At 62.8% G+C, this 23,569-nt stretch carries 19 protein-coding genes and 2 pseudogenes; 12 read left to right on the top strand and 9 right to left on the bottom strand.

Annotated elements, in window-relative coordinates:
* Positions 1-14: 14 nt before the first annotated feature.
* Entirely contained in the window at positions 15-1,133 is a 1,119-nt protein-coding gene (locus tag HCN58_RS28620) for a cobalamin-independent methionine synthase II family protein (RefSeq protein WP_171582695.1), read from the top strand.
* A 105-nt stretch (positions 1,134-1,238) separates the two neighbouring features.
* Here the strand turns inward: HCN58_RS28620 and HCN58_RS28615 are convergent, their stop codons facing one another.
* Positions 1,239-2,978, bottom strand: a complete 1,740-nt coding sequence (locus HCN58_RS28615) for a caspase family protein (protein WP_171582694.1) — start codon at positions 2,976-2,978, stop codon at positions 1,239-1,241.
* Between the two features lie 196 nt (positions 2,979-3,174).
* On the opposite strand from HCN58_RS28615, the gene HCN58_RS28610 reads away from it, so the two are divergent.
* From HCN58_RS28610 to HCN58_RS28585, 6 genes are all read left to right on the top strand, one after another.
* Entirely contained in the window at positions 3,175-4,527 is a 1,353-nt protein-coding gene (locus HCN58_RS28610; protein WP_171582693.1) for a hypothetical protein, read from the top strand.
* Positions 4,528-4,587: 60 nt separating this feature from the next.
* Positions 4,588-5,781: a methionine adenosyltransferase gene (metK, locus tag HCN58_RS28605; protein WP_171582692.1), complete on the top strand. Its 1,194-nt coding sequence runs from the start codon at positions 4,588-4,590 to the stop codon at positions 5,779-5,781.
* A gap of 127 nt (positions 5,782-5,908) precedes the next feature.
* Complete coding sequence (gene ahcY, locus HCN58_RS28600) at positions 5,909-7,342, top strand: adenosylhomocysteinase (protein WP_171582691.1); 1,434 nt, start codon at positions 5,909-5,911, stop codon at positions 7,340-7,342.
* 223 nt (positions 7,343-7,565) lie between these two features.
* The gene (locus HCN58_RS28595; RefSeq protein ID WP_171582690.1) at positions 7,566-9,032 is read left to right on the top strand and encodes a flavin-containing monooxygenase; all 1,467 of its coding nucleotides are present in this window, start codon (positions 7,566-7,568) and stop codon (positions 9,030-9,032) included.
* Between the two features lie 163 nt (positions 9,033-9,195).
* Positions 9,196-9,348, top strand: coding sequence for a hypothetical protein (locus HCN58_RS28590; RefSeq protein ID WP_171582689.1), 153 nt, complete (start codon positions 9,196-9,198; stop codon positions 9,346-9,348).
* A 480-nt stretch (positions 9,349-9,828) separates the two neighbouring features.
* Positions 9,829-10,758 carry an aspartyl/asparaginyl beta-hydroxylase domain-containing protein gene (locus HCN58_RS28585; RefSeq protein WP_171582688.1) on the top strand — a complete coding sequence of 310 codons (930 nt, stop codon included), beginning with the start codon at positions 9,829-9,831 and terminating at the stop codon, positions 10,756-10,758.
* 180 nt (positions 10,759-10,938) lie between these two features.
* On the opposite strand, the gene HCN58_RS28580 is transcribed toward HCN58_RS28585, so the two are convergent.
* Positions 10,939-11,253 (bottom strand): EthD family reductase, encoded by a 315-nt coding sequence (locus HCN58_RS28580; protein WP_057854156.1) that lies wholly within the window; start codon positions 11,251-11,253, stop codon positions 10,939-10,941.
* A gap of 176 nt (positions 11,254-11,429) precedes the next feature.
* Positions 11,430-11,888: pseudogene (locus HCN58_RS28575) on the bottom strand (SDR family NAD(P)-dependent oxidoreductase); the annotation flags it as partial.
* Here HCN58_RS28575 and HCN58_RS28570 point away from each other — a divergent pair.
* Together HCN58_RS28570 and HCN58_RS28565 are read left to right on the top strand one after the other, a co-directional pair.
* Positions 11,887-12,794: pseudogene (locus HCN58_RS28570) on the top strand (LysR family transcriptional regulator). The pseudogenes HCN58_RS28575 and HCN58_RS28570 overlap by 2 nt on opposite strands.
* Positions 12,795-13,180: 386 nt before the next feature.
* Positions 13,181-13,435 (top strand): hypothetical protein, encoded by a 255-nt coding sequence (locus tag HCN58_RS28565; protein ID WP_171582687.1) that lies wholly within the window; start codon positions 13,181-13,183, stop codon positions 13,433-13,435.
* A 59-nt stretch (positions 13,436-13,494) separates the two neighbouring features.
* On the opposite strand, the gene HCN58_RS28560 is transcribed toward HCN58_RS28565, so the two are convergent.
* The 5 genes from HCN58_RS28560 to HCN58_RS28540 form a co-directional block, all read right to left on the bottom strand.
* Positions 13,495-14,259 (bottom strand): anti-sigma factor family protein, encoded by a 765-nt coding sequence (locus HCN58_RS28560; RefSeq protein WP_171582686.1) that lies wholly within the window; start codon positions 14,257-14,259, stop codon positions 13,495-13,497.
* A complete protein-coding gene (locus HCN58_RS28555) occupies positions 14,256-14,813 on the bottom strand; it encodes a sigma-70 family RNA polymerase sigma factor (protein WP_235983953.1) in 558 nt (185 codons plus the stop codon). Before HCN58_RS28555 ends, HCN58_RS28560 begins: the two co-directional genes overlap by 4 nt.
* Before the next feature lie 88 nt (positions 14,814-14,901).
* A complete protein-coding gene (locus HCN58_RS28550; RefSeq protein WP_171582684.1) occupies positions 14,902-15,237 on the bottom strand; it encodes a cupredoxin domain-containing protein in 336 nt (111 codons plus the stop codon).
* A 13-nt stretch (positions 15,238-15,250) separates the two neighbouring features.
* Positions 15,251-16,189: a metallophosphoesterase family protein gene (locus HCN58_RS28545; protein ID WP_171582682.1), complete on the bottom strand. Its 939-nt coding sequence runs from the start codon at positions 16,187-16,189 to the stop codon at positions 15,251-15,253.
* A 192-nt stretch (positions 16,190-16,381) separates the two neighbouring features.
* Entirely contained in the window at positions 16,382-18,001 is a 1,620-nt protein-coding gene (locus HCN58_RS28540; protein ID WP_171582680.1) for a GMC family oxidoreductase, read from the bottom strand.
* Between the two features lie 234 nt (positions 18,002-18,235).
* Here HCN58_RS28540 and HCN58_RS28535 point away from each other — a divergent pair, with 234 nt between their 5' ends.
* On the top strand, positions 18,236-19,408 hold the full coding sequence (locus tag HCN58_RS28535; RefSeq protein ID WP_171582679.1) for a M20 aminoacylase family protein: 1,173 nt from the start codon (positions 18,236-18,238) through the stop codon (positions 19,406-19,408).
* Between the two features lie 372 nt (positions 19,409-19,780).
* Positions 19,781-20,251 carry a VOC family protein gene (locus HCN58_RS28530; RefSeq protein WP_171582678.1) on the top strand — a complete coding sequence of 157 codons (471 nt, stop codon included), beginning with the start codon at positions 19,781-19,783 and terminating at the stop codon, positions 20,249-20,251.
* Positions 20,252-20,671: 420 nt separating this feature from the next.
* Here the strand turns inward: HCN58_RS28530 and HCN58_RS28525 are convergent, their stop codons facing one another.
* On the bottom strand, positions 20,672-22,141 hold the full coding sequence (locus HCN58_RS28525; protein WP_171582676.1) for a UdgX family uracil-DNA binding protein: 1,470 nt from the start codon (positions 22,139-22,141) through the stop codon (positions 20,672-20,674).
* A 466-nt stretch (positions 22,142-22,607) separates the two neighbouring features.
* Between HCN58_RS28525 and HCN58_RS28520 the strand changes: the two genes are divergently transcribed.
* The gene (locus HCN58_RS28520; protein WP_171582674.1) at positions 22,608-23,402 is read left to right on the top strand and encodes an ImuA family protein; all 795 of its coding nucleotides are present in this window, start codon (positions 22,608-22,610) and stop codon (positions 23,400-23,402) included.
* The last annotated feature ends 167 nt before the right edge of the window (positions 23,403-23,569 follow it).

Raw genomic sequence — 23,569 nt, 5'->3', positions numbered from 1 at the left:
TGGGAGTTGAGACCATGCAGAGAACAAAGCCCCCGTTCCGCGCCGACGAGGTCGGCAGCCTCTTGCGGCCACAGCGCATCAAGGAAGCGCGCGCCAAGCTGGAGAAGGGCGAGATCACGGCTGAAGACCTGCGCAAGGCGGAAGACCTTGAGATCGAAAAGGTCGTGCACAAGCAGGCCTCGATCGGCCTGAAGCTTGCAACCGACGGCGAATTCCGCCGCTCCTGGTGGCATTTCGATTTTCTTAGCCATCTCACAGGCTGCGAACTGTTCCACCCCGAAACCGGTATTCAGTTCGCGGGCGTCGAGACCCGCCACGACGCCGTCCGCGTCATCGGCAAGCTCGACTTCCCGGACAACCATCCGATGCTGGATCACTTCCGCTTCCTGAAAAAGCACGCCGATACGGCGCACGTGACGCCAAAGATGACGATCCCGTCGCCGGCCGTCCTGCATTTCCGCGGCGGCCGCAAGTCGATCTCGAAGGAGGTCTATCCCGATCTCGAGGAATTCTTCCTCGATCTCGGCAAGACCTATCGCAAGGCGGTGAAGGCGTTCTACGACGCCGGCTGCCGCTATCTGCAATTCGACGATACCGTATGGGCCTATCTCTGCTCGCAGGACGAGTTGCAGAAGGCGCGCGATCGCGGCGACAACCCCGATGGCCTGCAGGAAATCTATGCGCGCATCATCAACTATGCGCTGGCGGAGCGCCCGGCCGACATGGTGATCACAACCCATGTCTGTCGCGGCAATTTCCGCTCGACGTGGATTTCGTCCGGCGGCTACGAGCCGGTGGCCGAGACCATGCTGGCCGGTACCAATTACGACGGCTACTTCCTCGAATACGATTCCGACCGCGCGGGCGGCTTCGAGCCGTTGCGCTACTTGCCGAAGGGCAACAAGGTCGTGGTGGTCGGCGTCATCACCTCGAAATTCGGCGAGCTCGAAAAGAAGGACGACATCAAGCGCCGCCTCGAGGAGGCCGCGAAGTTCGCTCCGCTCGACCAGCTTGCGGTGTCGCCGCAATGCGGCTTTGCCTCGACCGAGGAAGGCAACATCCTGTCCGAGGAAGAGCAATGGGCCAAGCTCAGCCTCGCCGTGGAAGTGGCGAACGAGGTTTGGGGGAAATAGTCTCCATTGTCATTCCGGGATGGTGCGTAAGCACCAGACCTCAGGTGCGCAATAGCGCACCATAGTTCGCGCTGGCGCGCGCGCCGGATGACGGCGCAAGCGCCGTCACCTCTCCGCCAGATACACCTCGCCCAGCAGCGACGAATTGGACCACGGCACCTGCTTGCCCTTGGTCGCGGCGACGACTTCGGCGCGCACCCGCGTCAGCATCTGCTGCACCTCGAGCCCCGGCGTGCCGATGTGGCGCGACAGCGCCGCCGAGAACGGGCTATTGGCACCTTCGCCGTCGAGCGCGACCTGTCCGGGCGCCGTCGCAAAGGCGATCAGCGTGCCCGCGCCGCGTGTCGAGCCGGCGCCGAGCGTGGCGGGAGCGGCCAGCCCTGAGCTGGCTTCGATGCTACGGGCTGGACCTGCGGAAGCGAGCCTCGGCGCCATCGGGTTATTGCGGCAGGCATCGAGGATCAGGATGTTGGTGCGGACCTGGTCGTCGAGGCCGGCCATGATCGTATCCATGTCCATCATCGCGTCAGTTATGCCGCTGCCCGCGTGGAACTGGATATCGATCGGCACCAGGTAATTGCGGCCGTCGATCTGCACGCCGTGGCCGGCATAGTAGACCACCGCGACCTGCGCGCGCGCGGCGTCGCGCAGGAAGTCGCGGATCGTCGCCTGCATCGCCGTGCGGTCCAGATCGGTGCCTTCCGTCACCACGAAGCCGATGTCGCGCAGGCTTTTTGCGATCGCGCGTGCGTCGTTGGACGGATTGGGCAGTGCTCTGACATGCGCATAGGCGCCGTTGCCGATCACGAGCGCGACGCGCCTGACGGTCTCTGCACGCTGGCGCTGCTCCGCTGCGGGAGGCGGGGACAGACTCCCTGCACCCGCCCGCGAAGCTGGCGCCGCTGCGCTGGCTGGCGGCGGCGGCGCTGCGGTCGCCGTTCGGGGCGCGGGCGGTACCGCGTCTGATAATAGCGACAGGCGGATCTTTGCGGTGGCCTGGTTGGCCTTGCTGCCGGCGTCGGAGGCGTGGCCTTCGAGCACCGCCGCGTAATCCTGCTTGGCGCGGTCGAGATCGCCTTTGGCCTCATAGGAGAGGGCGCGCTGGCTATAGGCCGAGATCGGCACGCTGCCCGGCGGCGTCATGATGTTGACCGGCGCTTTTGCTTTGGTGAGCCGGATCGCCTCGGTGGCATCGGCGATGGCACGATCGAAATCGCCCTTGGCGCGCCAGATCACCGAACGGCTGGTCAAGGGCTGCGGCAATTCCGGGTCGAGACGGATCGCTTCGTTGATGTCGGCCAGCGCGCCATCGAGATCGCCGAGCGCGCGTTTCGATATGCCGCGGTTCTGCCAGGCGAACGCGGACGGCGGCCCCAGCTTGATCGATTGATCGTAGTCGGCGATCGCCTTGGCGAATTCGCCCTTGGAGCGCCAGGCATTGCCGCGGTTGTGAAAGATGATGCCGCTCGGCGGCCCCATGCGCAGCGCGTCGTTGAAATCGGCAATGGCAATGTCGTACTCGCCCTTGTCGTAATAGGCGGAGCCGCGCAGATTGTAGGCGGCGGTGCTTGCGTGCAGGTGAATCGCCTCGCCGGCATCCGCAATCACCTGCGTGTAGTTGCCCTTCTTGTTCCAGCCGACCGCGCGCCAGAAGTAGATGGTCGCGAGCTTCTCGCCGGAAAACACTTTCAGCGCGACGATCTTGCTGCAGGCGTTGATCTGCTGATCGGCGGGCGTGGTGTCGGTGGTGCAGAGCGGCCCAAGCTGGTTGCGCGGCTGGGCTGCGGCAGGCGCCGACCACAGTGCGGCGGCGAGCAGGGTCAGTATCACGATCGCGCGGCGCATCATGTCCCCGTGATTGGCGGTCGCAGTGGCGGATACCGCTTTGTTGCCCGCCGCGGAACCGGGGTTCAAGGACGGCGGCGGTGCATGCCGGGTGCAAGCGGTCGGCATTTCCTTTGGTGGGCAGAGGTGGTAGGACAATCGAGACATCCGATCTGGCCCACCGGCGCTTCCCAAACCAGTTTCAGCCCACTGACCGATGAAAAACGAACAGATCCTCAGCCAGATCACCGAATTCTGCCGCCAAGCGGACATGGCGGAGACGACGTTCGGACGCCGGGCGGTCAACGACGGCAAGCTGGTGCACCGGCTGCGCGAGGGCAAGCGCATCACCATCGACACGCTGGACCGCATCCAGGCCTATATCGCCGCGTCCACTGGCGCCCTGCCACCGCCTCGCGGCCTCGACGTGCCGCCGGAAAAACGCGATCCCAGAGGCAATTTCCGCTTCTTCGAGAACCGGCAGAAATACCTGCTGTTCGTCCATACCTGCAGCGAAAAGCGGGTGATCGCCGAGCGGGTGGCGCTGGAGCTCTCCAGCCTGCACCCGCGGCCGCCGGCGCTCAGGGTGTTCGACGCCGGTGTCGGCGACGGCACGGTGCTGGCGCGGGTGATGCGCTCGATGCACGGGCGTTTTCCCCATATGCCGTTCTATATCGCCGGCAAGGAGTTGAGTCTGGAGGACGTCCGGCTGACGCTCGACAAGGTGCCGGACCGGCTGTTCGAGCACCCGGCCACCGTCATCGTCCTGACCAACATGCATTACGCCGAGGCGCCCTGGCTGACGCCGGCGTCTCCTGCCGCCGCGGCGGGGATGATCTGGCATGAGGTTGCCCTGCGGGGGGCCTCTTCGGGGGAATTCGAGGCCCAGATCGCAGAACTTGGGCCGTTTCTGGAACAAAACTGGCGGGCCAATATCAGCCCCAAATCGGGCATGCCGATCTATGAGCGCCCGGTGGCGCTGGTGCTGTATCGGGAGGACCACCGGTTCCTGCTTGATTCGATCATCCCACGGGCCGGCCGGACCGAGGCCAATTTCGACCTTGTGATCGCATCCCAGCCCTATCGGGCCAAATCCTCTGTGAATTTCCGCGCCAAGCGGATTATCGCGCCGCTGGCGCGGTCGCTTCGGGCTGGGGGCCGTTTGATTGGAATTCACTCCCACGGGCAGGATCCGGGCCTGGAAATCATCCAATCGGTCTGGCCGGGAGAAAATCCTTTCGCCGTGAGCCGTCATGAGCTATTGCGCGCGGTGAAATACGAGCTGGGGTCGGCCGGACGGGACCTTAACTTTAATGCCTACGCCGATAACCGTTCCATCTTCCGTTATGATATGGAAGCGCTGCCCAACGAGGTCACCGGCTCGATCGGAACCTCGACGGCCTTTGCAGCGTGGAATGCGGCGGTGTATGTCGCCCAGATCGAAGACGACCGGTTGACGGAAATGACTGAAAGCAGCCGGACCCTCGATGCCACCAGAGAGGTTCTGCGCAAGCATAATGGGCTTTGGTTTTACGACGAATCCTACGTCATTTCGCGGCGTCGCGACTGACATTCCAGGATACACAACACAGACAGCCGCCGGGGTCCGGCGGGAACAAGGGGTTTGTTGATGCGCGCCTCCTATCTCTTCACCAGCGAGTCGGTCTCCGAGGGTCATCCGGACAAGGTTTGCGATCGAATCTCGGATGAGATCGTCGACCTGTTCTACCGGGAAGGCCCGAAGGCGGGCATCGACCCATGGCAGATCCGCGCGGCCTGCGAAACGCTTGCCACCACCAATAAGGTCGTCATCGCTGGCGAGACGCGCGGTCCGAGTTCGGTGACCAATGACCAGATCGAGAGCGTTGTTCGCGAGGCGATCAAGGATATCGGCTACGAGCAGGAAGGCTTCCACTGGGAGAAAGCCGACATCGAGATTCTGCTGCATCCGCAGTCGGCCGACATCGCCCAGGGCGTCGATGCCAAGCAGCCCAGCAACCAGGAAGAGGGCGCGGGCGACCAGGGCATCATGTTCGGTTATGCCACCAACGAGACGCCCGACCTGATGCCGGCGCCAATCTTCTACGCCCACAAGATCCTGCGGTTGATTTCCGAAGCGCGCCACTCCGGCCGCGAGAAGGTGCTCGGTCCGGACTCCAAGAGCCAGGTCACCGTGCAGTACGAGAACGGCAAGCCGGTCGGCGTGCGCGAGATCGTGGTCTCGCACCAGCATCTGATCGAGGACCTGACCTCCAATCAGATCCGTGACATCGTCGAACCCTATGTCCGCGAGGCGCTGCCGAAGGAATGGATCAACGGCAAGACCATCTGGCACATCAATCCGACCGGAAAATTCTACATCGGCGGTCCCGACGGCGATTCCGGTCTCACCGGCCGAAAGATCATCGTCGATACGTATGGCGGCGCAGCCCCGCATGGCGGCGGCGCTTTCTCCGGCAAGGACCCGACCAAGGTCGACCGTTCGGCCGCCTATGCCGCGCGCTATGTCGCCAAGAACATCGTCGCCGCCGGTCTCGCCGACCGCTGCACCCTGCAGCTTGCTTACGCGATCGGTGTGGCGCGTCCGCTGTCGATCTATATCGACACCCACGGCACTGGAAGAGTGCCGGAGGACGAGCTCGAGAAGGCAGCCGCGAAGGCGATGGATTTGACGCCGCGCGGCATCCGCACCCATCTCGATCTCAATCGCCCGATCTACGCGCGTACCGCAGCCTACGGCCATTTCGGTCGCACGCCCGACAATGAAGGCGGCTTCTCCTGGGAGAAGACCGACCTGGTCGAACCGCTCAAGCGCGCGGTTTAGTTTTAACAGCGTCATCCGGGGCACCGCGATAGCGGTGAACCCGGAATCTTTTTCCATGATTTCGAGATTCCGGGTTCGTGGCTCGCGCGCGCCCCGGAATGACGAGCTCAACAAAGGGAAACTCCCCATGACCACCGCCGCCGCCAAGAAGCCCGCCTTCACCGACTACATCGTCAAGGACATTTCGCTCGCCGAGTTTGGCCGCAAGGAGATCTCGCTGGCCGAGACCGAAATGCCGGGCCTGATGGCGACGCGCGAGGAGTATGGTCCGAAGCAACCGCTGAAGGGCGCCCGCATCGCCGGCTCGCTGCACATGACGATCCAGACCGCAGTGCTGATCGAGACGTTGGCGGCGCTCGGCGCCGACATCCGCTGGGTCTCCTGCAACATCTATTCGACGCAGGACCATGCGGCAGCCGCCATCGCGGCCGCCGGCATTCCGGTGTTTGCGGTGAAGGGCGAGACGCTCACCGAATACTGGGACTACACCGCAAAGCTGTTCGACTGGCACGGCGGCGGCACGCCCAACATGATCCTCGATGACGGCGGCGACGCCACGATGCTGGTGCATGCCGGCTATCGCGCCGAGCAGGGCGACACCGCCTTCCTCGACAAGCCGACTTCGGAGGAAGAGGAAATCTTCTATGCGCTCGTCAAGCGCCTCCTGAAGGAGAAGCCGAAGGGGTACTTCGCCGAGATCGCCAAGAACATCAAGGGCGTTTCGGAGGAGACCACGACGGGTGTGCACCGCCTCTACGACATGGCGAACAAGGGCACGCTGTTGTTCCCCGCCATCAACGTCAACGACAGCGTCACCAAGTCGAAGTTCGACAACCTCTATGGCTGCCGTGAATCGCTGGTCGATGGCATCCGCCGCGGCACCGACGTCATGATGTCCGGCAAGACCGCGATGGTTGCGGGCTTCGGCGATGTCGGCAAGGGCTCGGCCGCTTCGCTGCGCCAGGCCGGCTGCCGCGTCATGGTCTCCGAAGTGGATCCGATCTGCGCGCTGCAGGCGGCAATGGAAGGCTATGAAGTCACCACGATGGAAGACGCCGCCCCGCGCGCCGACATCTTCGTCACCGCGACCGGCAACAAGGACATCATCACCATCGACCACATGCGCGCGATGAAGGATCGCGCCATCGTTTGCAACATCGGTCACTTTGACAACGAGATCCAGATCGCTGGGCTCCGCAACCTGAAGTGGACCAACATCAAGCCGCAGGTCGACGAGATCGAATTCCCCGACAAGCATCGCATCATTCTGTTGTCGGAAGGTCGGCTGGTGAACCTTGGCAACGCCATGGGCCATCCGTCGTTTGTGATGTCGGCCTCCTTCACCAACCAGACGCTGGCGCAGATCGAGCTGTTCGCCAACAACAAGGACGGCAAGTACCAGAGGAAGGTCTACGTGCTGCCGAAGACGCTGGACGAGAAGGTGGCGCGGCTGCATCTCGCCAAGATCGGCGTCAAGCTGACCGAACTGCGCCCCGACCAGGCCGAATATATCGGCGTCAAGCCGGAAGGCCCGTTCAAGTCGGATCACTACCGGTATTGATTTCAGACGGGACGCGCCGCCCGCGGGTGTCGTCCTGACGTAAACGACAGAGCCTCAGCAAGCCCCGGAGCGATCCGGGGCTTTTTGCTGGCCGGCCGCACAGCCCGTGATCGTTGAGCGTCACTGATAAATTTCGATACAGCCTGTATCGTCGCTGCAACCTTACAATGCGAGTTGCAATTTCTACCTGCTGGCCATTACATCGGAAAGCAGGGAGATCGCCATGACCGATACGGCAGAGCACTTTGACGTCCTCATCGTCGGCGCCGGCCTGTCCGGCATCGGCGCGGGCTATCACCTGCAGGAGAAGTGCCCGGGCAAGAGCTACGTGATCCTGGAGGGGCGCGACTGCATCGGCGGCACCTGGGACCTGTTCCGCTATCCCGGCGTCCGCTCCGACTCGGACATGTACACGCTCGGCTATTCGTTCAAACCGTGGACCGAGCCGAAGGCGATCGCGGACGGGCCGCGCATTCTGAACTACGTCCGCGAGACCGCTACCGACAACGGCATCGACAAGCACATCCGCTTCCGCCACCGGGTCAAACGCGCGTCCTGGTCGTCGCCGGATTCGCGCTGGACCGCGGAGGCCGAACGCACCACAGGGGAGGGCGCAACCGAAATCGTGCGCTTCACCTGCAATTTCCTGTTCATGTGCTCGGGCTATTACAAATACGAGGAAGGCTACACGCCGGAGTTTGCCGGGACTGCGGATTTCCAAGGCCAGATCGTGCATCCGCAGAAATGGCCCGAGGACCTCGATTACGCCGGCAAGCGCGTGGTCGTGATCGGCTCGGGTGCCACTGCGGTGACGCTGGTGCCTGAGATGGCCAAGACCGCCGCGCACGTCACCATGTTGCAGCGTTCGCCGACGTATGTAGTGGCGCGGCCGGCAGAGGACGCGTTTGCCAACAAGCTGCGCCGGAATCTTTCTGCCAAACTCGCCTATCACCTGATCCGCTGGCGCAACGTGCTGTTCGGCATGTATTTCTTCCAACTCTGCCGGCGTAAGCCGGACCGTGCCAAGCAACTGATCCTCGGCGGCGTCAAGATGGCGCTGGGGCCGGAATACGACGTGGCTAAGCATTTCACCCCGCGCTACAATCCCTGGGAGCAGCGGCTCTGCCTGGTGCCGGACGGCGACCTGTTCAAATCGATCCGCGACAAGCGCGCTTCCGTCGTCACCAGCGAGATCGACACGTTTACCAGGAGCGGCATCAAGCTGAAGGACGGCAGCGAGCTCGAAGCCGACATCATCGTCACCGCGACCGGGTTGGTTCTGCAGGTGCTCGGCGGGCTCGAAGTCAGCGTCGACGGCCGCACGGTCAATTTTGCGCGAACGCTGAACTACAAGGGCATGATGTATTCGGACATTCCGAACATGGCCGCGGCGTTCGGCTATACCAATGCGTCGTGGACGTTGAAATGCGATCTGACCTGCGAATATGTCTGCCGGCTGATCAACTACATGGACCGCAACGGCTACAAGCAGTGCATGCCGCACAATGTCGATCCGTCGATCGCCGAACTGCCGTCGCTCGATTTCTCCTCCGGCTATGTGCAGCGCTCGATTGCGAAACTGCCGAAGCAGGGCTCGAAACGGCCGTGGCGGCTGTACCAGAATTACGCGCTCGATATCGTCACGTTGCGCTACGGCAAGGTCGACGACGGCGTGATGCAGTATTCGTGAAGTCACATCCGGCGGCGGCCGCGTCCGGACGCCGCCCCATGCGTCATTTCGCGTATACGTAGGTGAAGGCGAATCGTCCAAAGTGCCCTCACGGTTAACGCCGGATTAACCGGCGTGCCGATGCGCTGCGTGACTTGCGGCACCTGACAGCACGAGGAAGCCCATGGACGCCCAGCGAATTGCCGTCGATGCTATCGTTGCGCTGACCGATTGTGACCGCGAGGCGGCGATCGCCTTCATCCGCAAATTCTATCTCGCCGGCGTGCGCGACCCGAAGCGATTGACCTTCAAGGGCCTGCAGGCGCTGCGGAGCTGAGACTTCATCTCCCGTACAAGGACCGTCATACCCCGCGCATGCGGGGTATCGAGTACGCCGTGGCCTATCGGTTCAATCACTGCTGTCTCTGGAATATTGGATCACCCGCTTTCGCGGGTGATGGCTTGACACGATTTCTGAAAATCAGAAGTGATTTGCTGTCGTGTTGTCGAAGGCCGCCGCATGAAATCGCAGTTGCGCGTGCGGCAAATCAGTTCGCAATCCGTCAGGTTATTCTCTCATAGTTGCTTGCCGTCACTCTCCGATATGCAATTGCAGTTCATGGCACACGCCAAGGCCGCCCCGGATTAAGGAGCGGTGTCGCCGCCGCGCTGACGCCTTCTTGCAACACCTCGAACCCGCTTCGGACGCTTGCTCCCGCTCAGGTAGCATGGTGAAATAAGGCTGAAATGTAACCAAACGGAACCAGCACCAGACCCGGCGGATCAGCTCCGCGCATCACGGGTACAGGAACCGGAAATGTTGCAGCAGCTTTTCGCGCCACAACTCGTCGCTCTCTATATCCTCATCGCCTCCACGCTCTATGTGCATTTCCGCGGCCGTGAGCGGCTTCGGATCGCGCGCCAGCTCGGCGATCACTCGACCTACCTCGCGCCCTACAATGTGCTGATGTATGCCGGCTCGGCGATCCCGAACCAGCCGGTGATTCCGGTCGAGCGCTTTCCTGAGCTGGCAAAGCTCAGCGAGAACTGGGAGACGATCCGCGAGGAGGCGGTGCGGCTGTTCGACGAAGGCTTTATTCGCGCGGCGGCCAAGAACAACGACTGGGGTTTTTATTCGTTCTTCAAGAGCGGCTGGCAGCGATTTTACCTGAAATGGTATGACGATTTCCTTCCCTCGGCGCGCAGCCTGTGTCCGAGGACGGTCGAGCTGTTGAATTCGATTCCGACGGTGCATGGCGCGATGTTCGCCATGCTGCCGCCCGGCGGCAGGCTCGGCGCGCATCGCGATCCCTTTGCGGGCTCGCTGCGCTACCACCTCGGCCTGCTCACGCCCAATTCGGACAAATGCCGCATCCTGGTCGACGGCGTGCCGTGCGTCTGGCGCGACGGCGAGGCGTTCATGTTCGACGAGACTTTCATCCACAGCGCCGAGAACGCCACCGACGTCAACCGCATCATCCTGTTCTGCGACGTCGAACGCCCGATGAAATACCGCTTCATGACCGCGATCAACCGCTGGGTCAGTCACCACATCGTCAAGGCCTCCGCGACCCAGAACATGGAAGGCGAGCATGTCGGCGTGCTCAACAAGGTGTTCGGCAAGCTCTACGAGGTTCATATTGCGAGCCGGCGCGTGAAGGAGTGGAACCGGAAGGTCTATTACGCGCTGAAGTACAGCGTGATGGTCGGGATTGTCGGGCTGATCGTCCTATCCGCGTTGTGGTGATACGTAGGGCGTCATAGCTGCTCAAGCCCTCATCCCTGAGGAGCCCGCAGAGCGGGCGTCTCGAAGGATGTAGGCCACGGGGCCTCATGGTTCGAGACGCGCTTCGCGCTCCTCACCATGAGGAACTCATGACGCAGTAAGACTAATCCGCCCTACCTCGCGAACGTCGAGGCTACGCCATCAGCCTACGACGACTTCGCTGATCTGGATCACCGGAGACTGGTCGGTATAGTTCGGGATATCAGCCATGATCTCCTTGGCATGCGGCCCAAAGCCGGCCTGAAACGCCTCGACCGAGTCGCAGAAGATGTGACACATGCCGACATAGGTCGCGGGAGCGCCGGGGGCGCCGCCGGCCAGGCCCTTGTCGACCGTGTAGGACTTGCAGGCGTCGCCCATGCGCGCTTTCACGAGCGGCATATGCTTGTCGCGGTAGTAGTCGTGATCGAAGCGCCCGCCGGGTGTATTGGGATACATTACGCTTACCTTGATCATGGACGTGCCCTCCGATCTGACGTTCGCCGTTATTCTCCGGCAATAGCCGAAATCTGTGTCAGTTTTGCGGATCTTGCAACCGGAAGACGGCAGGGCTCATCCTTCCGCCGCGGTAGTGCTGTCTGCGATATCCGCGGAGGCGAGAGTGGCTGTGCCCTAGGTTGCCGAACGGCTGGTCAATGACCAGCGCTCTGGCCGCCGTCGACGTGGAGAATCTCGCCGGTCACGAAGCCGGCCCCTTCGAGGTAAAGGATCGCATCGACGATGTCCTTGATCTCGCCCATGTGGCCGACCGGGTGCAGGGCGCTAAGCGCAGCGTGCGTCTCGGCGGGATGCATCGGCGTCTTGATGACACCGGGCGCCACCGCGTTCACGCGAATGCCGCGTTTGGCATATTCGATCGCAAGCGATTTGGTCGCGGCGTTGAGGCCGCCCTTGGTGAGTGAGGCGAGCACCGAGGGCACGCCTGATATCGGGTGGTCGACCAGGCTGGTGGTGACTTGCACGATGTGGCCGCTGCCCTGCTTTTCCATTTCCGTGACCGCGCGCTGCGTGATGTGGAAGAAGCCCGCCACATTGACGCTGAGTGCGGCTGCGAAATCGGCCTCGGTATAGTGGGTGAACGGTTTTGCGATGGCGCTCGATGAGGGGAGCCTGGCCGGCGCCGGCCGCAAGCTCGGCCGCTCGCCCGCTGCGGTCAGCCGCGCCATCGCCTTTCTCGAGGCGCATGTTGGCGCCGAGCTGCTGCACCGGACGACGCGCTCGATCAAGCTCAGCGAGGTCGGCGAGCGCTATGCGGCGGCCTGCCGGCGGGTGCTCACTGAACTCGAGGAGGCCGACCTCTGGCCGGCGGCGAACGGGCCGCGCCGCGCGGCACGCTCACGCTGACGGCACCGGTCACCTCGGGCGAAATGGTGTTGCGGCCGGTTCTCGATGCCTTCCTCGACGCTTACCCGACCGTGTCGGCGCGACTGATGCTGCTTGATAGAGCGGTGAGCCTGGTCGAGGAGGGATTTGACGTCGCGCTGCGCATCGGGCAACTCGCCGACTCGGCCATGGTCGCGACAGGGATAGGCGAGGTGCGGCGCGTGGTAGTGGCAGCGCCGCGCTATCTCAAGCAAAATCCACGCATCGAAGAGCCGGGCGATCTGGCAAAGCACCAGATCATCACGATGGCGCACCTGCCCAATTCCTGGACCTTCCCGCCATTGCCGGGCGCCTCCGTTGCGCGAACCATCCAGTTCACGCCGCGGCTCGTCACCAACAGCATCCGCGGGGCGGTGGCATCCGCCGCGGGCGGTCGCGGCGTCGCGCTGTTCTTCTCCTATCAGGTTGCCGAGCAGGTTCGCAAAGGCGAGCTCGAAATCGTTCTTGCAGGCTGCGAGCCTGCAGCGCTGCCCGTGCATGTGATCTCGCCGCAAGGCCGGCTCTCGGTGCCGAAGGTTCGCGCCTTCATGGATTTCGCAGTTCCCCGCTTGCGAAGCCATTTCGCGCGCCTGGAGAAGGACTCGAACGATCGCAGCGCCGCCGCAGTTCAGTAGGCTGGATGAGCCACGCAAGCACATCCGCGATGGTCGCCGCATGAGCGGAGCGATGTGCGGGGCAAGATCGACCAAGATCTGGATATCGCCTTGCTCCCCCGGGCCAGGTCTCAGCAAGAGGTGCCGATCAGCCGGATTTTTGGCCGCCGGGCAGCTCTAGCCGTGCTCGCTTCTATCGCGTGCAACGGCGGAAATGTTGCGCCGATCATTTCACTTGTAGGCAATTATTCTGCTGATTTGCTGGCGAGCGTATTCCGCGCGTTCACGCCATCGCGCGCTTTCGAGCACGGCTTTTCAAATCGCGGTGAGAGCCCTCGCCCAGCTATCCGATTTTGCGGTGCGATACCCAATTGGATGGAGTGATTTCACAAAAGAGGATATCACCAATGACCAAGTCTATCCCAACACTCGCCGCCGCATTTCTGATGACCGCGATCGCAACGCCTGTGTTCGCGCAAGCCGCGATCCAGGAGCCCGGCGCCTACTCCTTCTATCATCCCAATGCCGATGTGCTCGGCGGCCGGCCGGCCTATCGATCGTTCGATCAATCCAATGCCTATTACAACGAGGCCGCGCCGGCATCCGAGCCGCGGTTGCGGCAGAGGTCGATCGCGCCGCGGCATCATCGCAGAGTGCAGTAGCGCGAGCGTATTGCGCCGATCCTGCGCATGGAATCGGCGCAAGACGCGTCCGCGTGCTGCTATCCAGCGCTTCCTGTCCGCATCGCTGCCTCGAATTTCTCGCCGAACTCGGCAAGCTCGTCCCTGGCGATATCGCTGATCGCCCAGTAGTTCAATCCGCGTTCGCTCCAGCGCCTGATATTGAAGCCCTGAAGCGCATCGGTTTTGGCGGCGTGGTGTTCGGTGCTGACGGTTTGCGCGACGAACAGGTTGATGACGTGCGAGCGCCGCTTGTAGACGATTGCACCGATTGGGCGGGCATCGACATAATCGAGACGGCCGCCGATCAGCGTAAAACCCTGTGCGGTGAGGTCGACCACCGGCGGCGCCACGTCCAGTTTGCCGTTGAACCACGGTTTTACGGTGTGCCGGTCGGTGGAAACCACGTCCGTGAGATGACCGGCCTGCAGCGAGCGCAGATGCGCCGAGACCACTTCGGCCTGAATGCGCTCCATGTCGTCCTGGCGTAGCACGATGGCGACCAGGCCCGTTGCCGCCAGCGCTGATACCGCCGATCCCATCGCGAAGCCGCGCAGCACCGCACGGCGGTCAGGCGAGGCTTTGAGTTGCGGCAGCGCCGCCTCGATGCGCTGACGCAAGGCTGCCGGCGCGGTATAGCGTACATCCCCTTCCGCCATCATCTTGCTCATGTTGCGATAATCCCGAAGGGCCGCCGCGCAGCGCGGGCAGCCGGCGAGATGATTTTCTACGTCGCGGATGTGACTGGCGTCGAGTTCGCCGTCGATCAGCGCGTGAAGCAGCACCTCAGCTTCGTCGCAAGTCATTTCCGTTGCTCCTCTTCCGCTATCCATGCAAATCGCAGCATGGCGCGGGCGCGCGCGAGCCGGGACATCACGGTACCGACAGGCACTTCGGTGACATCGGCAATCTCGCGGTACGATAGGTTCTGGATTTCGCGCAGCACAAAAGTCTGCCGGAACGGTTCGGCCAGCGCCGCAACCAGCTGGCGGAGGGTGTCGGAATCCTTTTTGCGCAAGATCTGCGTCTCTGGCGTCTCCTGGTCTTCGTGCCAGAGCGGCGCCTGCTCGGCGCATTCAGGGGCATCCTCGATCGCGCTGGTCGGCGTGCCGGCGCGGCGCGCATATTCGGCGCGGCAGACATTGCGCAGGATCGCGAACAGCCACGGCTTCATCGCCGGTCCGCGATAGCGATCGAAATGCTTGAACGCGCGCAGATAGCATTCCTGGACGGCGTCCTCGGCGTCAGCAGCATCGCGGAGCAGATAGCGCGCCAGCGTGTAGGTGTCGTCGAGAAAGGGCAGCGCGGCCTCGCGAAAGCGCAGGGCCTTTTCGGGATCTTCGGATTTTTTGCGTGGCATCGCGTCTCCGGCTGCTGCAGAACACGAGTCCGCCCGGCCGGGTCCGATCCACCGGCCGGGCATGGCTGTGATGCCTTGGTTCGGCACATTACTCAACCTTCACCATCCCCGTCATATGCGGATGCAGCGAACAAAAATACCTGTAGTCGCCCGGTACCGTGAACGTGAACGAGAAAGTGCCGTCGGTGTCCATCGTCTTCGACCTGAATTTGCCCACGCACACCACCGTATGGGGAATGTCGTCACGGTTGGTCCAAGTGACGGTCTGGCCGACCTTCACCGTGAGCTGCGCCGGCGCGAACACGAAGTTGTCGATATGGATAGCCAAAGGAACAGCTTGCTCGTCGGCGCGGCCGACGCCGGCAGGAACGAGCGCGGCGGCGACCACGGCGAACCCGAAATCGCGGCGGTTGATCGAACGCATAGTCAATCCCCTTTCAGCCCTGCAGCGGCGTGTCGATGATCGCAAGCCGCTGGTCGCCCTGCTTGAAACTGATGCTGGCAACGCCGAGCAGCGACCGAAGCCTGCTGTCTTCGACCTTCATCGGGCCGGGCGAGGGGGCGGTGCCCGGCGCCGGCTGTGGGAAAGCGGTCGAGCGCGCGGTATGGAAGGTGACGTTGCCCTCGATCTTCTGCATCACCTGATGGATATGGCCGTTCAGCACTGTGACCGAGCCAAATCCTTTCACGTAGTCCAGCGCGCGGGCCCCGTCCTCGGTGCCCCAGCCCCATTGCGGATAGACCGTCCACAGCGGGATATGGGCGAACAGCACGATCGGAGTGGACTTCGAACGACCCTTAAGGTCGTTCTCCAGCCATTCGAGCTGCTCGTTGCCGAGATTGCCGAGGCCGCCGCCCTTGAGGTCGACGACGTTGACGAGGCCGACGAAGTGCACGCCGCCGGCATCGAACGAATAATACCCGGCACCCCTGGTGCCTCGGCCGTAGCGCTCTTTGTACAGCTTGACCTCTTCGTCGATGATGTCGTGCTCGCCCGGCACATAATGCACGTCGAGCTTGGCCTGCGAGATGATGCGGTCGGCGTCATCGAATTCGGATGCTTTTGACAGATGCGTGATGTCGCCGGTGTGGATCATGAAGGACGGTTTTGCCGGCATCGCCCTGATCTTTTCGATGGCTTCTTCCAGCGTACCCTTTGCGTTCGGGTTGGCCGGCTTGTCGAAGCCGATATGGCTGTCGCTGATCTGCAGGAAGCTCATCCCGGCAGCCTCGGCAGCCTCTGCCGATCCGATGAGGCCGAGCGAGCGCGGTACGCCGCCGGTGACAGTCCAGAGCACGCCGGTGCCGGCCCAGGTCATGCATTCCAGCACGCGGCGGCGGCTGACACCGTCCTCGTGGTAATCGTGATAGCTCATGAGAAGTCTCCCTGAGCCCGTGATTGGGCTTTCGGGGACGTGATCGGCCGAGGGCAGGGTTTATTCCCGGGAGTCTCCCCGTCAGCGGCAGCGAGGGATGACGATTTCGTGAGAGTTAGGAATGTAGCCGGGATGAGCGAGGGGAAATCCGGCCACTCGCTCGGGGGCCGAACCTGTATTGCTCTATCCGGGCTACTTGGCATCCTCCAAAATCATCGTCGCGCCCTTCTCCGCGATCATCGCCGTCGGTGTGTTGGTGTTGCCTGACGTGATCGTCGGCATCACCGATGCGTCGGCGACACGCAAGCCAGCGATGCCGTAGAAGCGCAGCCGCTCGTCGACCACGGCCATGGGGTCATTCGCGGTGCCCATCTTCGCAGTCCCCACGGGGTGGAAGATCGTGGTGCCGATATCGCCGGCAGCCTTTGCCAATGATTCATCGTCGTCACCGACACTCGGGCCGGGCAGATATTCTACCGGTTTATATCGTTCGAGCCGCTTCTGCTTCATCAGCCGCCGCGTGGTGCGGATGGCGTCGGCGGCCACCTGACGGTCGTCATCGGTCGAGAGATAGTTCGGCGCGATCGACGGTGCTTCGTCGGGTCTAGCCGAACGGATGCGCACGGTGCCGCGCGAGGTCGGCTGCAGATTGCAGGCGCTCACGGTGATGGCGGGGAAGCGGTGCAGGGGATCGCCGAACTTGTCGAGCGACAGCGGCTGCACGTGAAACTGGATGTTGGCACGTGCGCGCGTTAGATCCGAGCGGGTGAAGATGCCGAGCTGCGACGGCGCCATGGTCAAGGGCCCGCGGCGGCGGAAGGCGTAGTCGAGCCCCATCAGACCGCGTCGCATCAGCGAGTAATAGGTCTCGTTCAGCGTGCGGACGCCCTCGACCTTGTAGATCGCGCGCTGCTGCAGATGGTCCTGCAGATTGCGCCCTACGCCTTCCCTGTCGAGCACCACTTCGATGCCGAACGGGGAGAGCCAGTCGGTGGGGCCAATTCCGGAGCGGTGCAGCACCTGCGTCGAGCCGATCGAGCCTGCACACAAAATAACTTCGCCTTTGGTGCGGGCCTCGACCACTTCATTGCCCCGGATGAAGCGCACGCCGACGGCGCGTCCGTTCTCGATGATCAGCCGGTCGACCAGCACGTGCTTTTCCAGCCGCAGATTGGCGCGGCTCAGCACCGGCTTGAGGAAGCCGCGCGCCGACGACCAGCGCCGGCCGCGCTTCTGGTTGACATGGAAATAGCTGACGCCTTCATTGTCGCCGGTGTTGAAGTCCGGAATGCGCTTGATGCCCATTTCCTCGGCGGCGTCGCCGACTGCGTCGAGAACCTCCCAGGACAGCCGCGGCGCCTCGATGCGCCAGCCGCCGCCGGCGCCGTGATGTTCGGTTTCGCCGAGGAAGTGGTCTTCCAGCCGCTTGAACAGCGGCTTTACGTCGTCATAGCCCCAGCCGGTCAGGCCAAGCTGCCGCCAGTGATCGTAATCGGCGGCTTGCCCCCGCATCGAGATCATGGCGTTGATCGCGGAGCAGCCGCCGATCACCTTGCCACGGGGATAGGCGAGAGAGCGGCCGTTGAGCCCGGGTTCCGGCTCGGTTTTGAACATCCAGTCCGAACGGGGATTGCCGATCGCGAAGAGATAGCCGACGGGGATGTGAAACCAGATCCAGTTGTCGTTGCCGCCGGCCTCCAGGATCAGCACGCGGTTTTTGGGATCGGCCGACAGCCGGTTGGCCATGATGCAGCCGGCGGTCCCTGCGCCAACCACGATGTAATTGAAATCGCCTTCAAGCCTGCGAGGCATGTTCTCGTTTCCACCTACCGATCGTCGTCATGCCGGGCATAAGCGCAAAACGCGTCTTGGCGCTAGGTGTCCCGGGCATCCACGTCTTCTTGGCCGTTATTAGTCAGACGTGGATGGCCGGGACAAGCCCCGGCCGTGACGACCGGAAATGGGCGGCGTCCCTAAGCTGTTGGGTGGACCGCGGCTTGCATGCTACAGAGGTCTAACGTTCCAACCCGAGGTTCGAGAAGTCCCATGCCCATCGTCAACCGCGTCGCCGATCTGCAACCCGATATCCAGGCCTGGCGCCGCGATATCCATGAAAATCCCGAGTTGCTGTACGACGTGCACCGCACTGCAGCATTCGTGGCGGACCGTCTGCGCGAATTCGGCTGCGACGAGGTGACGACCGGCCTGGGCCGCACCGGCGTCGTCGGCGTCATCAAGGGCAAGCAACCCGGCAAGGGCGAAATCAAGGTGATCGGGCTCCGCGCCGACATGGACGCGTTGCCGATCGAGGAGGCGACCAACCTTCCCCATGCCTCCAAGACGCCCGGCAAGATGCACGCCTGCGGCCATGATGGCCACACCGCGATGCTTTTGGGTGCAGCGCGGTACCTCGCGGAAACCAGAAATTTTGCCGGTGAGGCGGTCGTGATCTTCCAGCCGGCCGAGGAGGGTGGGGCGGGCGCCGCCGCCATGATCCAGGACGGGCTGATGGACCGGTTCGGCATCGAGCAGGTCTATGGCATGCATAATGGGCCGGGAATTCCGGTCGGCTCGTTCGCCATCCGGACCGGCCCCGTGATGGCCGCGACCGACTCGATCGACGTCAAGATCGTGGGGCTCGGCGGACACGCCGCGCGCCCGAACAAATGCATCGATTCCGTGCTGGTCGGCTCGCAGCTCATCACCGCGCTGCAGTCGATCGTGTCGCGGACCATCGATCCCTTGGATTCCGCCGTGATCTCGATTTGCGAGTTCCACGCCGGCAACGCACGGAACGTGATCCCGCAGACCGCCGAACTCCGCGGCACGGTGCGGACGCTGACGCCGGAAGTGCGCGAAACGGTCGAGAAGCGGGTCCGCGAGGTGTGCGCGGGCGTGGCGCAAATGACCGGGGCCAAGATCGACCTCACTTACGAGCGCGGCTATCCCGTCACGAAAAACCACGCCGAGCAGACCGAGTTCGCCACGCGGGTGGCCAAGGAGGTGGCCGGCGCCCAGAACGTCCACGAGATGCCGCCGCTGATGGGCGCGGAAGATTTTTCCTACATGCTGGAGGCGCGGCCGGGTGCGTTCATCTTCTGCGGCAACGGCGACAGCGCGGGGCTGCATCACCCCGCCTACGATTTCAACGACGAGGCGATCGTGTACGGCACCTCGTATTGGATCAAGCTGGTCGAGAACAAGCTGGCGGCGGCGTAAGTTTCTTCAACCTCGATTGCACCTGAAGTTCCATAGCATATCAAAGAAGGCCTGCATCTTCAGTACAGGCCTTCTTTATTTTCCATTGAAGCGGGACTTCAAGCAACGCGCATCGGTCTCCGTTCCCCGGATGCTGCGCAAAGCCGGCGCATTTGCGCTGTGGTGCGCTGCTGATCCGGGGTTCCCACGCGGGTAAACGGGTCCCGGCTCTGCATTGCAGCGTTATACGCTGCAATGCGTCCGGGACGCGGATCCAACACAAGCGATCATGCTGCACGGAGAAAATTTCATCGCCCCTGTCGGCGGGCTTTCCCTTCATCCGTCCTTGGAACAGAAGCGGCCGCGCGCCGCGGTTTGATGGAAGGAGCGTCGATGAAGGTCACACAGCATCTCTGGTTCGAGAAGGATATGGAAGCCGCGATCGGCTTCTACACCTCGCTCATTCGCGGTTCGTCGATCCATTCGGTTTCGTCGCTGCCTGTTGAGAGCCCGAGCGGCCCGGCAGGCAGCGTCAAGATCGCAGTCTTTACCTTGGGCGATCAGCACTACATGGCGATCGAGGCGGGGCCGCTCGACCCGTTCAACCACAGCTTCTCGATCATGGTCGAATGCGATACGCAGGCCGAGATCGACCATTTGTGGGACGCCCTGAGGGAGGGCGGCAAGATCGAGCAATGCGGCTGGCTGCAGGACCGCTGGGGCCTCTCCTGGCAGATTGCGCCCAAACGGCTCGGCGAGTTGATGAACGATCCCGATCCCGCAAAAGCCAAGCGCGTTGCGGAAGCCATGCTGAAGATGGTCAAGTTCGACATTGCAGAACTGGAGGCTGTTGCGAGAGGCTAACGCGTGACGGCGCTTTCGAATCGCTATCGCGTGTCCGGACGCGGTGCAGCCCAGGCGACGCGAAGCACCGTCCGGTAGCGCTGCGCCGCAGAGCCGGGACCCACCCCGACAAGCGGTCGAACCCGGGCGCGTGAAACGCGCTGACGGCGCTGCGCGGCATCCGGGGAACGTCGCTTCAGCCATGCGGTGCAACGCCAAGAGGTTCTTGAATGAAGAGGGTCGCGCGCTGCACGGCGCCGGGGCTGGAGGTAGGGAACCGCGCAGCGCGTCGACCATGTGGAAGCGTCATAGCGTGAGCAGACGTCCCACATTCCCTTGAGAATGCGATTGTGTCTTTTATCAATTAATGGTTGCAGGCGGGATTGTCAATTTTTCCCATTATATTTCCACCAGAAATTGCGGCGAGCGGATTGGCGGAATTCAGGCCGCATGTGCTGATTTCCGCAGCACGTCGGCGGCAATTTCGAGATCCTGGACGAAGCGCCGGTATTCGCGCGCCTTGGCATCGGCGTCCGGCAATCGCAGCAGATAGGACGGGTGCACCGTCACCAGTGCCCTGGTGCCGTCGGGAAGATCGATCGTGTGCCCGCGGTTCTTGTTAATCGGCGTAATTTTTCCGAACACGCTTTGCGCTGCGGTTGCCCCCATCGCCACCACAAGGTCGGGCCTGATCGCGGCCAGCTCGCGTTCGTACCATTGCCGGCAGGCCTTGATCTCAGGTGTGTTCGGCTTCTGGTGCAGGCGGATCTTTCCGCGCGGCACGAACTTGAAATGCTTGACCGCATTTGTGACGTAGACCGTGCGGCGGTCGATGCCGGCTTCTTGCAGCGCGCGGTCGAGCATTTGCCCTGCGGGTCCGACGAACGGCTTGCCGGCGAGATCTTCCTTGTCGCCGGGCTGCTCGCCGACCAGCATGATCCGCGCGGTTTGCCGGCCTTCGCCGAACACAGTTTGCGTGGCATTCTTGTAGAGATGACAGGCGCGGCAATCGGCGGCTTCTTCGCGTAGCGCCTCAATATCGTCAGCTTGTTTGCGGGCCATTTCGCTTGCCTCGTCGCTTGCCTTGTTATTTGCCTTGGCCGGTTCCAACCGCTTCTGCGGCTTGTGCGGTTCGGTCGCCGCATTCGCGATCATCGCGCTTGCACTGCGCCCGGCGCCTTCGATCAGGGGTTTAATCAATGAAGCCTCCGGCAGGTTCCGCCAGTATTTCCGGGGCATCTCCTTTTGCATCGCCTGCACTTTCAGCCGGGCGGGATTGAAAATGCTGGCGTAATAGCGCCGCCAGGTCTCCTCCAGCCGGTCCGCGCCAGGGGCTTCGCTTCTGCTGACGCCCGGCGTGAACGAGACGACATGACCGTCCCAATGCGCGCAGACGTCAGGCGTTAGGATCGACCAGGGCATGTCGGCGAAACGGCGCGCAAAGAACGGCGCGGCCAGCTCGACAATGTGGTGCTCCGGCTCGAACCAGGCGACGAAGTGCGATTTCTGCTCGCGGCCTATTTCGCGGAAGCGGACAAAGGCATGCATCTTGCGCTCGTCGCGGCGCACGGCTTTCGCCATCGCGATGGGCTCGGCCACGTCAGGATCGGTCGCGAGTTCAAGCAGATCATGATGCGTTCGCAACCGCCACAGCAGGCGATAGAGCAGGGCGAAGCGCTCGGGGTTGCGATGCAGGATCGCAACCTCCGCCAGTTCGACGAATTTGGCAGGTACGTTGAAGGTGCCGTGTGGCGGCTCGAGCGGCGGGTTCGTCGGCTCGAACAGTTCGGGCGCATCATCAGCCACGCGCCATGTCACGTCGAACGGCTTTATATCGTTCAGCGCCAGTGCCCGCGCCGCTTTGCGCCAGCCATCGAAATCAGTTTCGCTGGAGAGGATGATGTGGTGCATTTCTCTCTTCCTCGTCATTGCGAGCGAAGCGAAGCAATCCACTTCTCCGCTTGCTTAGACCGATTGCTTCGTCGCGGAGCCTGTCATCGGGCGCGCATTCGCGCGACCCGTTGGCTCCTCGCAATGACGACGTTGCTCAAAAACCAGATCCCAATTGCGTTGCCTTCGGCTTGAACCGCTCCTTCAGTCCCGCGCCGTCGGATGTGCAGCTGCCCAATCCCGCTGCTCTGTCCCTGAGGAAGCGCAGAAAGCATCGTATTTCGCAGCATCCGCCAGAATTTCCAGCTTACGTTGCACGTCCACCGTTGAATCCCTTTGATTCCGCTCATGAATCGCCAAAGCGTCGATCTCGATTGACTCTGCCGGCGCTGTTAGCTTTATATTAGAACATATCATGAACAAATGAGCCAGCCGCGCGTTCACTCGGGAAGAAGCGGTAAAGGCCAATTTTCTGAAGGAGCGGCGGATGAGCACCGCACGCACAAGCACGCTTGCAAGTTTGCGCGGAAGCATCGAGCGCCTGGAGGCGCATGGCGACGCGCATGACATCAACAAGATTGCGCTTGGCCATAAGGCTGCGGATGCTGTGCTGCAGGGTGGGCTTGCGCTCGCAGCGATGCATGAAGTTTTCGCCGAGGGACACCAGAGCGCATCAGCAACCGGCTTCATTGCAGGGCTGGCGGGAAGGGTATCGCCGCGTCGGCCGCTGGTCTGGGTGCGGCAGGATTTTTCGGAAATTGAATCGGGTGCGCTGTCGATGAGCGGGTTGTGCGAGCTGGGGCTCGATCCGCGGTTACTTGTGACGGTGCGCGCGCCCGACACCGACGCCGCATTGCGGACCGCCGCCGATGCGCTGGCCTGCGACGCGCTCGGCACTGTCGTGCTGGAAATGTGGGGACAGGCGCGTCAGCTCGATCTTGTCGCCAGCCGCAAGCTCACGTTGGCCGCAGCAGCCTCCGGCGTTACGGCGTTGCTGCTGCGGGTGGCGGCGGAGCCGCGGCCCTCGACCGCGGAGACAAGATGGATCGTGCGCGCGGCGCATTCGCCGCCTTCAGCGCCCTGGATCGCGTGGGGCGCGCCGGTGTTCGACGCGCACCTCGTTCGTAACCGTCATGGCCCGGTCGGCCGGTGGATCATGGAATGGAATTGTGATGAGCGCCTATTCAGTGAACCGGCGGCGTATCCTCAGCCTCTGGCTGCCACGCCTGCCCATCGACCGCATCAAGCGGCGATTATCCAGCCGCAGCGACGCGCAAGCTGAAGATTCCAATAGAGTTTTGAGCGACGCTGCTCACGACACGATCGGTGCGCTCCCTCCCCCCTTGCGGGGGAGGGCTGGGGAGAGGGGTAAGCCACACACACCGTCTTTGCCGCTATCCCTCTCCCTAACCCTCCCCCATAAGGGGGGAGGGAACGACAGCAGTGCTC

Origin of the sequence: Bradyrhizobium australiense (assembly GCF_013114825.1) — a bacterium.
Taxonomy (GTDB): Bacteria; Pseudomonadota; Alphaproteobacteria; order Rhizobiales; family Xanthobacteraceae; genus Bradyrhizobium; species Bradyrhizobium australiense.
The sequence above is the reverse complement of the archived record's forward strand: the minus strand, read 5'-3'. Positions and strand labels throughout refer to the sequence as shown.

Excerpts from the sequence above, each read along its gene's own strand:
- HCN58_RS28525 (WP_171582676.1), bottom strand. The coding sequence starts at position 22,141 with ATGCACCACATCATCCTCTCCAGCGAAACTGATTTCGATGGCTGGCGC.
- HCN58_RS28555 (WP_235983953.1), bottom strand. The coding sequence starts at position 14,813 with ATGCCACGCAAAAAATCCGAAGATCCCGAAAAGGCCCTGCGCTTTCGC.
- HCN58_RS28535 (WP_171582679.1), top strand. The coding sequence starts at position 18,236 with ATGCCCATCGTCAACCGCGTCGCCGATCTGCAACCCGATATCCAGGCC.
- HCN58_RS28560 (WP_171582686.1), bottom strand. The coding sequence starts at position 14,259 with ATGACTTGCGACGAAGCTGAGGTGCTGCTTCACGCGCTGATCGACGGC.
- HCN58_RS28530 (WP_171582678.1), top strand. The coding sequence starts at position 19,781 with ATGAAGGTCACACAGCATCTCTGGTTCGAGAAGGATATGGAAGCCGCG.
- HCN58_RS28620 (WP_171582695.1), top strand. The coding sequence starts at position 15 with ATGCAGAGAACAAAGCCCCCGTTCCGCGCCGACGAGGTCGGCAGCCTC.
- HCN58_RS28610 (WP_171582693.1), top strand. The coding sequence starts at position 3,175 with ATGAAAAACGAACAGATCCTCAGCCAGATCACCGAATTCTGCCGCCAA.
- HCN58_RS28565 (WP_171582687.1), top strand. The coding sequence starts at position 13,181 with ATGACCAAGTCTATCCCAACACTCGCCGCCGCATTTCTGATGACCGCG.
- HCN58_RS28545 (WP_171582682.1), bottom strand. The coding sequence starts at position 16,189 with ATGAGCTATCACGATTACCACGAGGACGGTGTCAGCCGCCGCCGCGTG.
- HCN58_RS28540 (WP_171582680.1), bottom strand. The coding sequence starts at position 18,001 with ATGCCTCGCAGGCTTGAAGGCGATTTCAATTACATCGTGGTTGGCGCA.
- metK (WP_171582692.1), top strand. The coding sequence starts at position 4,588 with ATGCGCGCCTCCTATCTCTTCACCAGCGAGTCGGTCTCCGAGGGTCAT.
- HCN58_RS28615 (WP_171582694.1), bottom strand. The coding sequence starts at position 2,978 with ATGCGCCGCGCGATCGTGATACTGACCCTGCTCGCCGCCGCACTGTGG.
- HCN58_RS28520 (WP_171582674.1), top strand. The coding sequence starts at position 22,608 with ATGAGCACCGCACGCACAAGCACGCTTGCAAGTTTGCGCGGAAGCATC.
- HCN58_RS28590 (WP_171582689.1), top strand. The coding sequence starts at position 9,196 with ATGGACGCCCAGCGAATTGCCGTCGATGCTATCGTTGCGCTGACCGAT.
- ahcY (WP_171582691.1), top strand. The coding sequence starts at position 5,909 with ATGACCACCGCCGCCGCCAAGAAGCCCGCCTTCACCGACTACATCGTC.
- HCN58_RS28580 (WP_057854156.1), bottom strand. The coding sequence starts at position 11,253 with ATGATCAAGGTAAGCGTAATGTATCCCAATACACCCGGCGGGCGCTTC.
- HCN58_RS28595 (WP_171582690.1), top strand. The coding sequence starts at position 7,566 with ATGACCGATACGGCAGAGCACTTTGACGTCCTCATCGTCGGCGCCGGC.
- HCN58_RS28585 (WP_171582688.1), top strand. The coding sequence starts at position 9,829 with ATGTTGCAGCAGCTTTTCGCGCCACAACTCGTCGCTCTCTATATCCTC.
- HCN58_RS28550 (WP_171582684.1), bottom strand. The coding sequence starts at position 15,237 with ATGCGTTCGATCAACCGCCGCGATTTCGGGTTCGCCGTGGTCGCCGCC.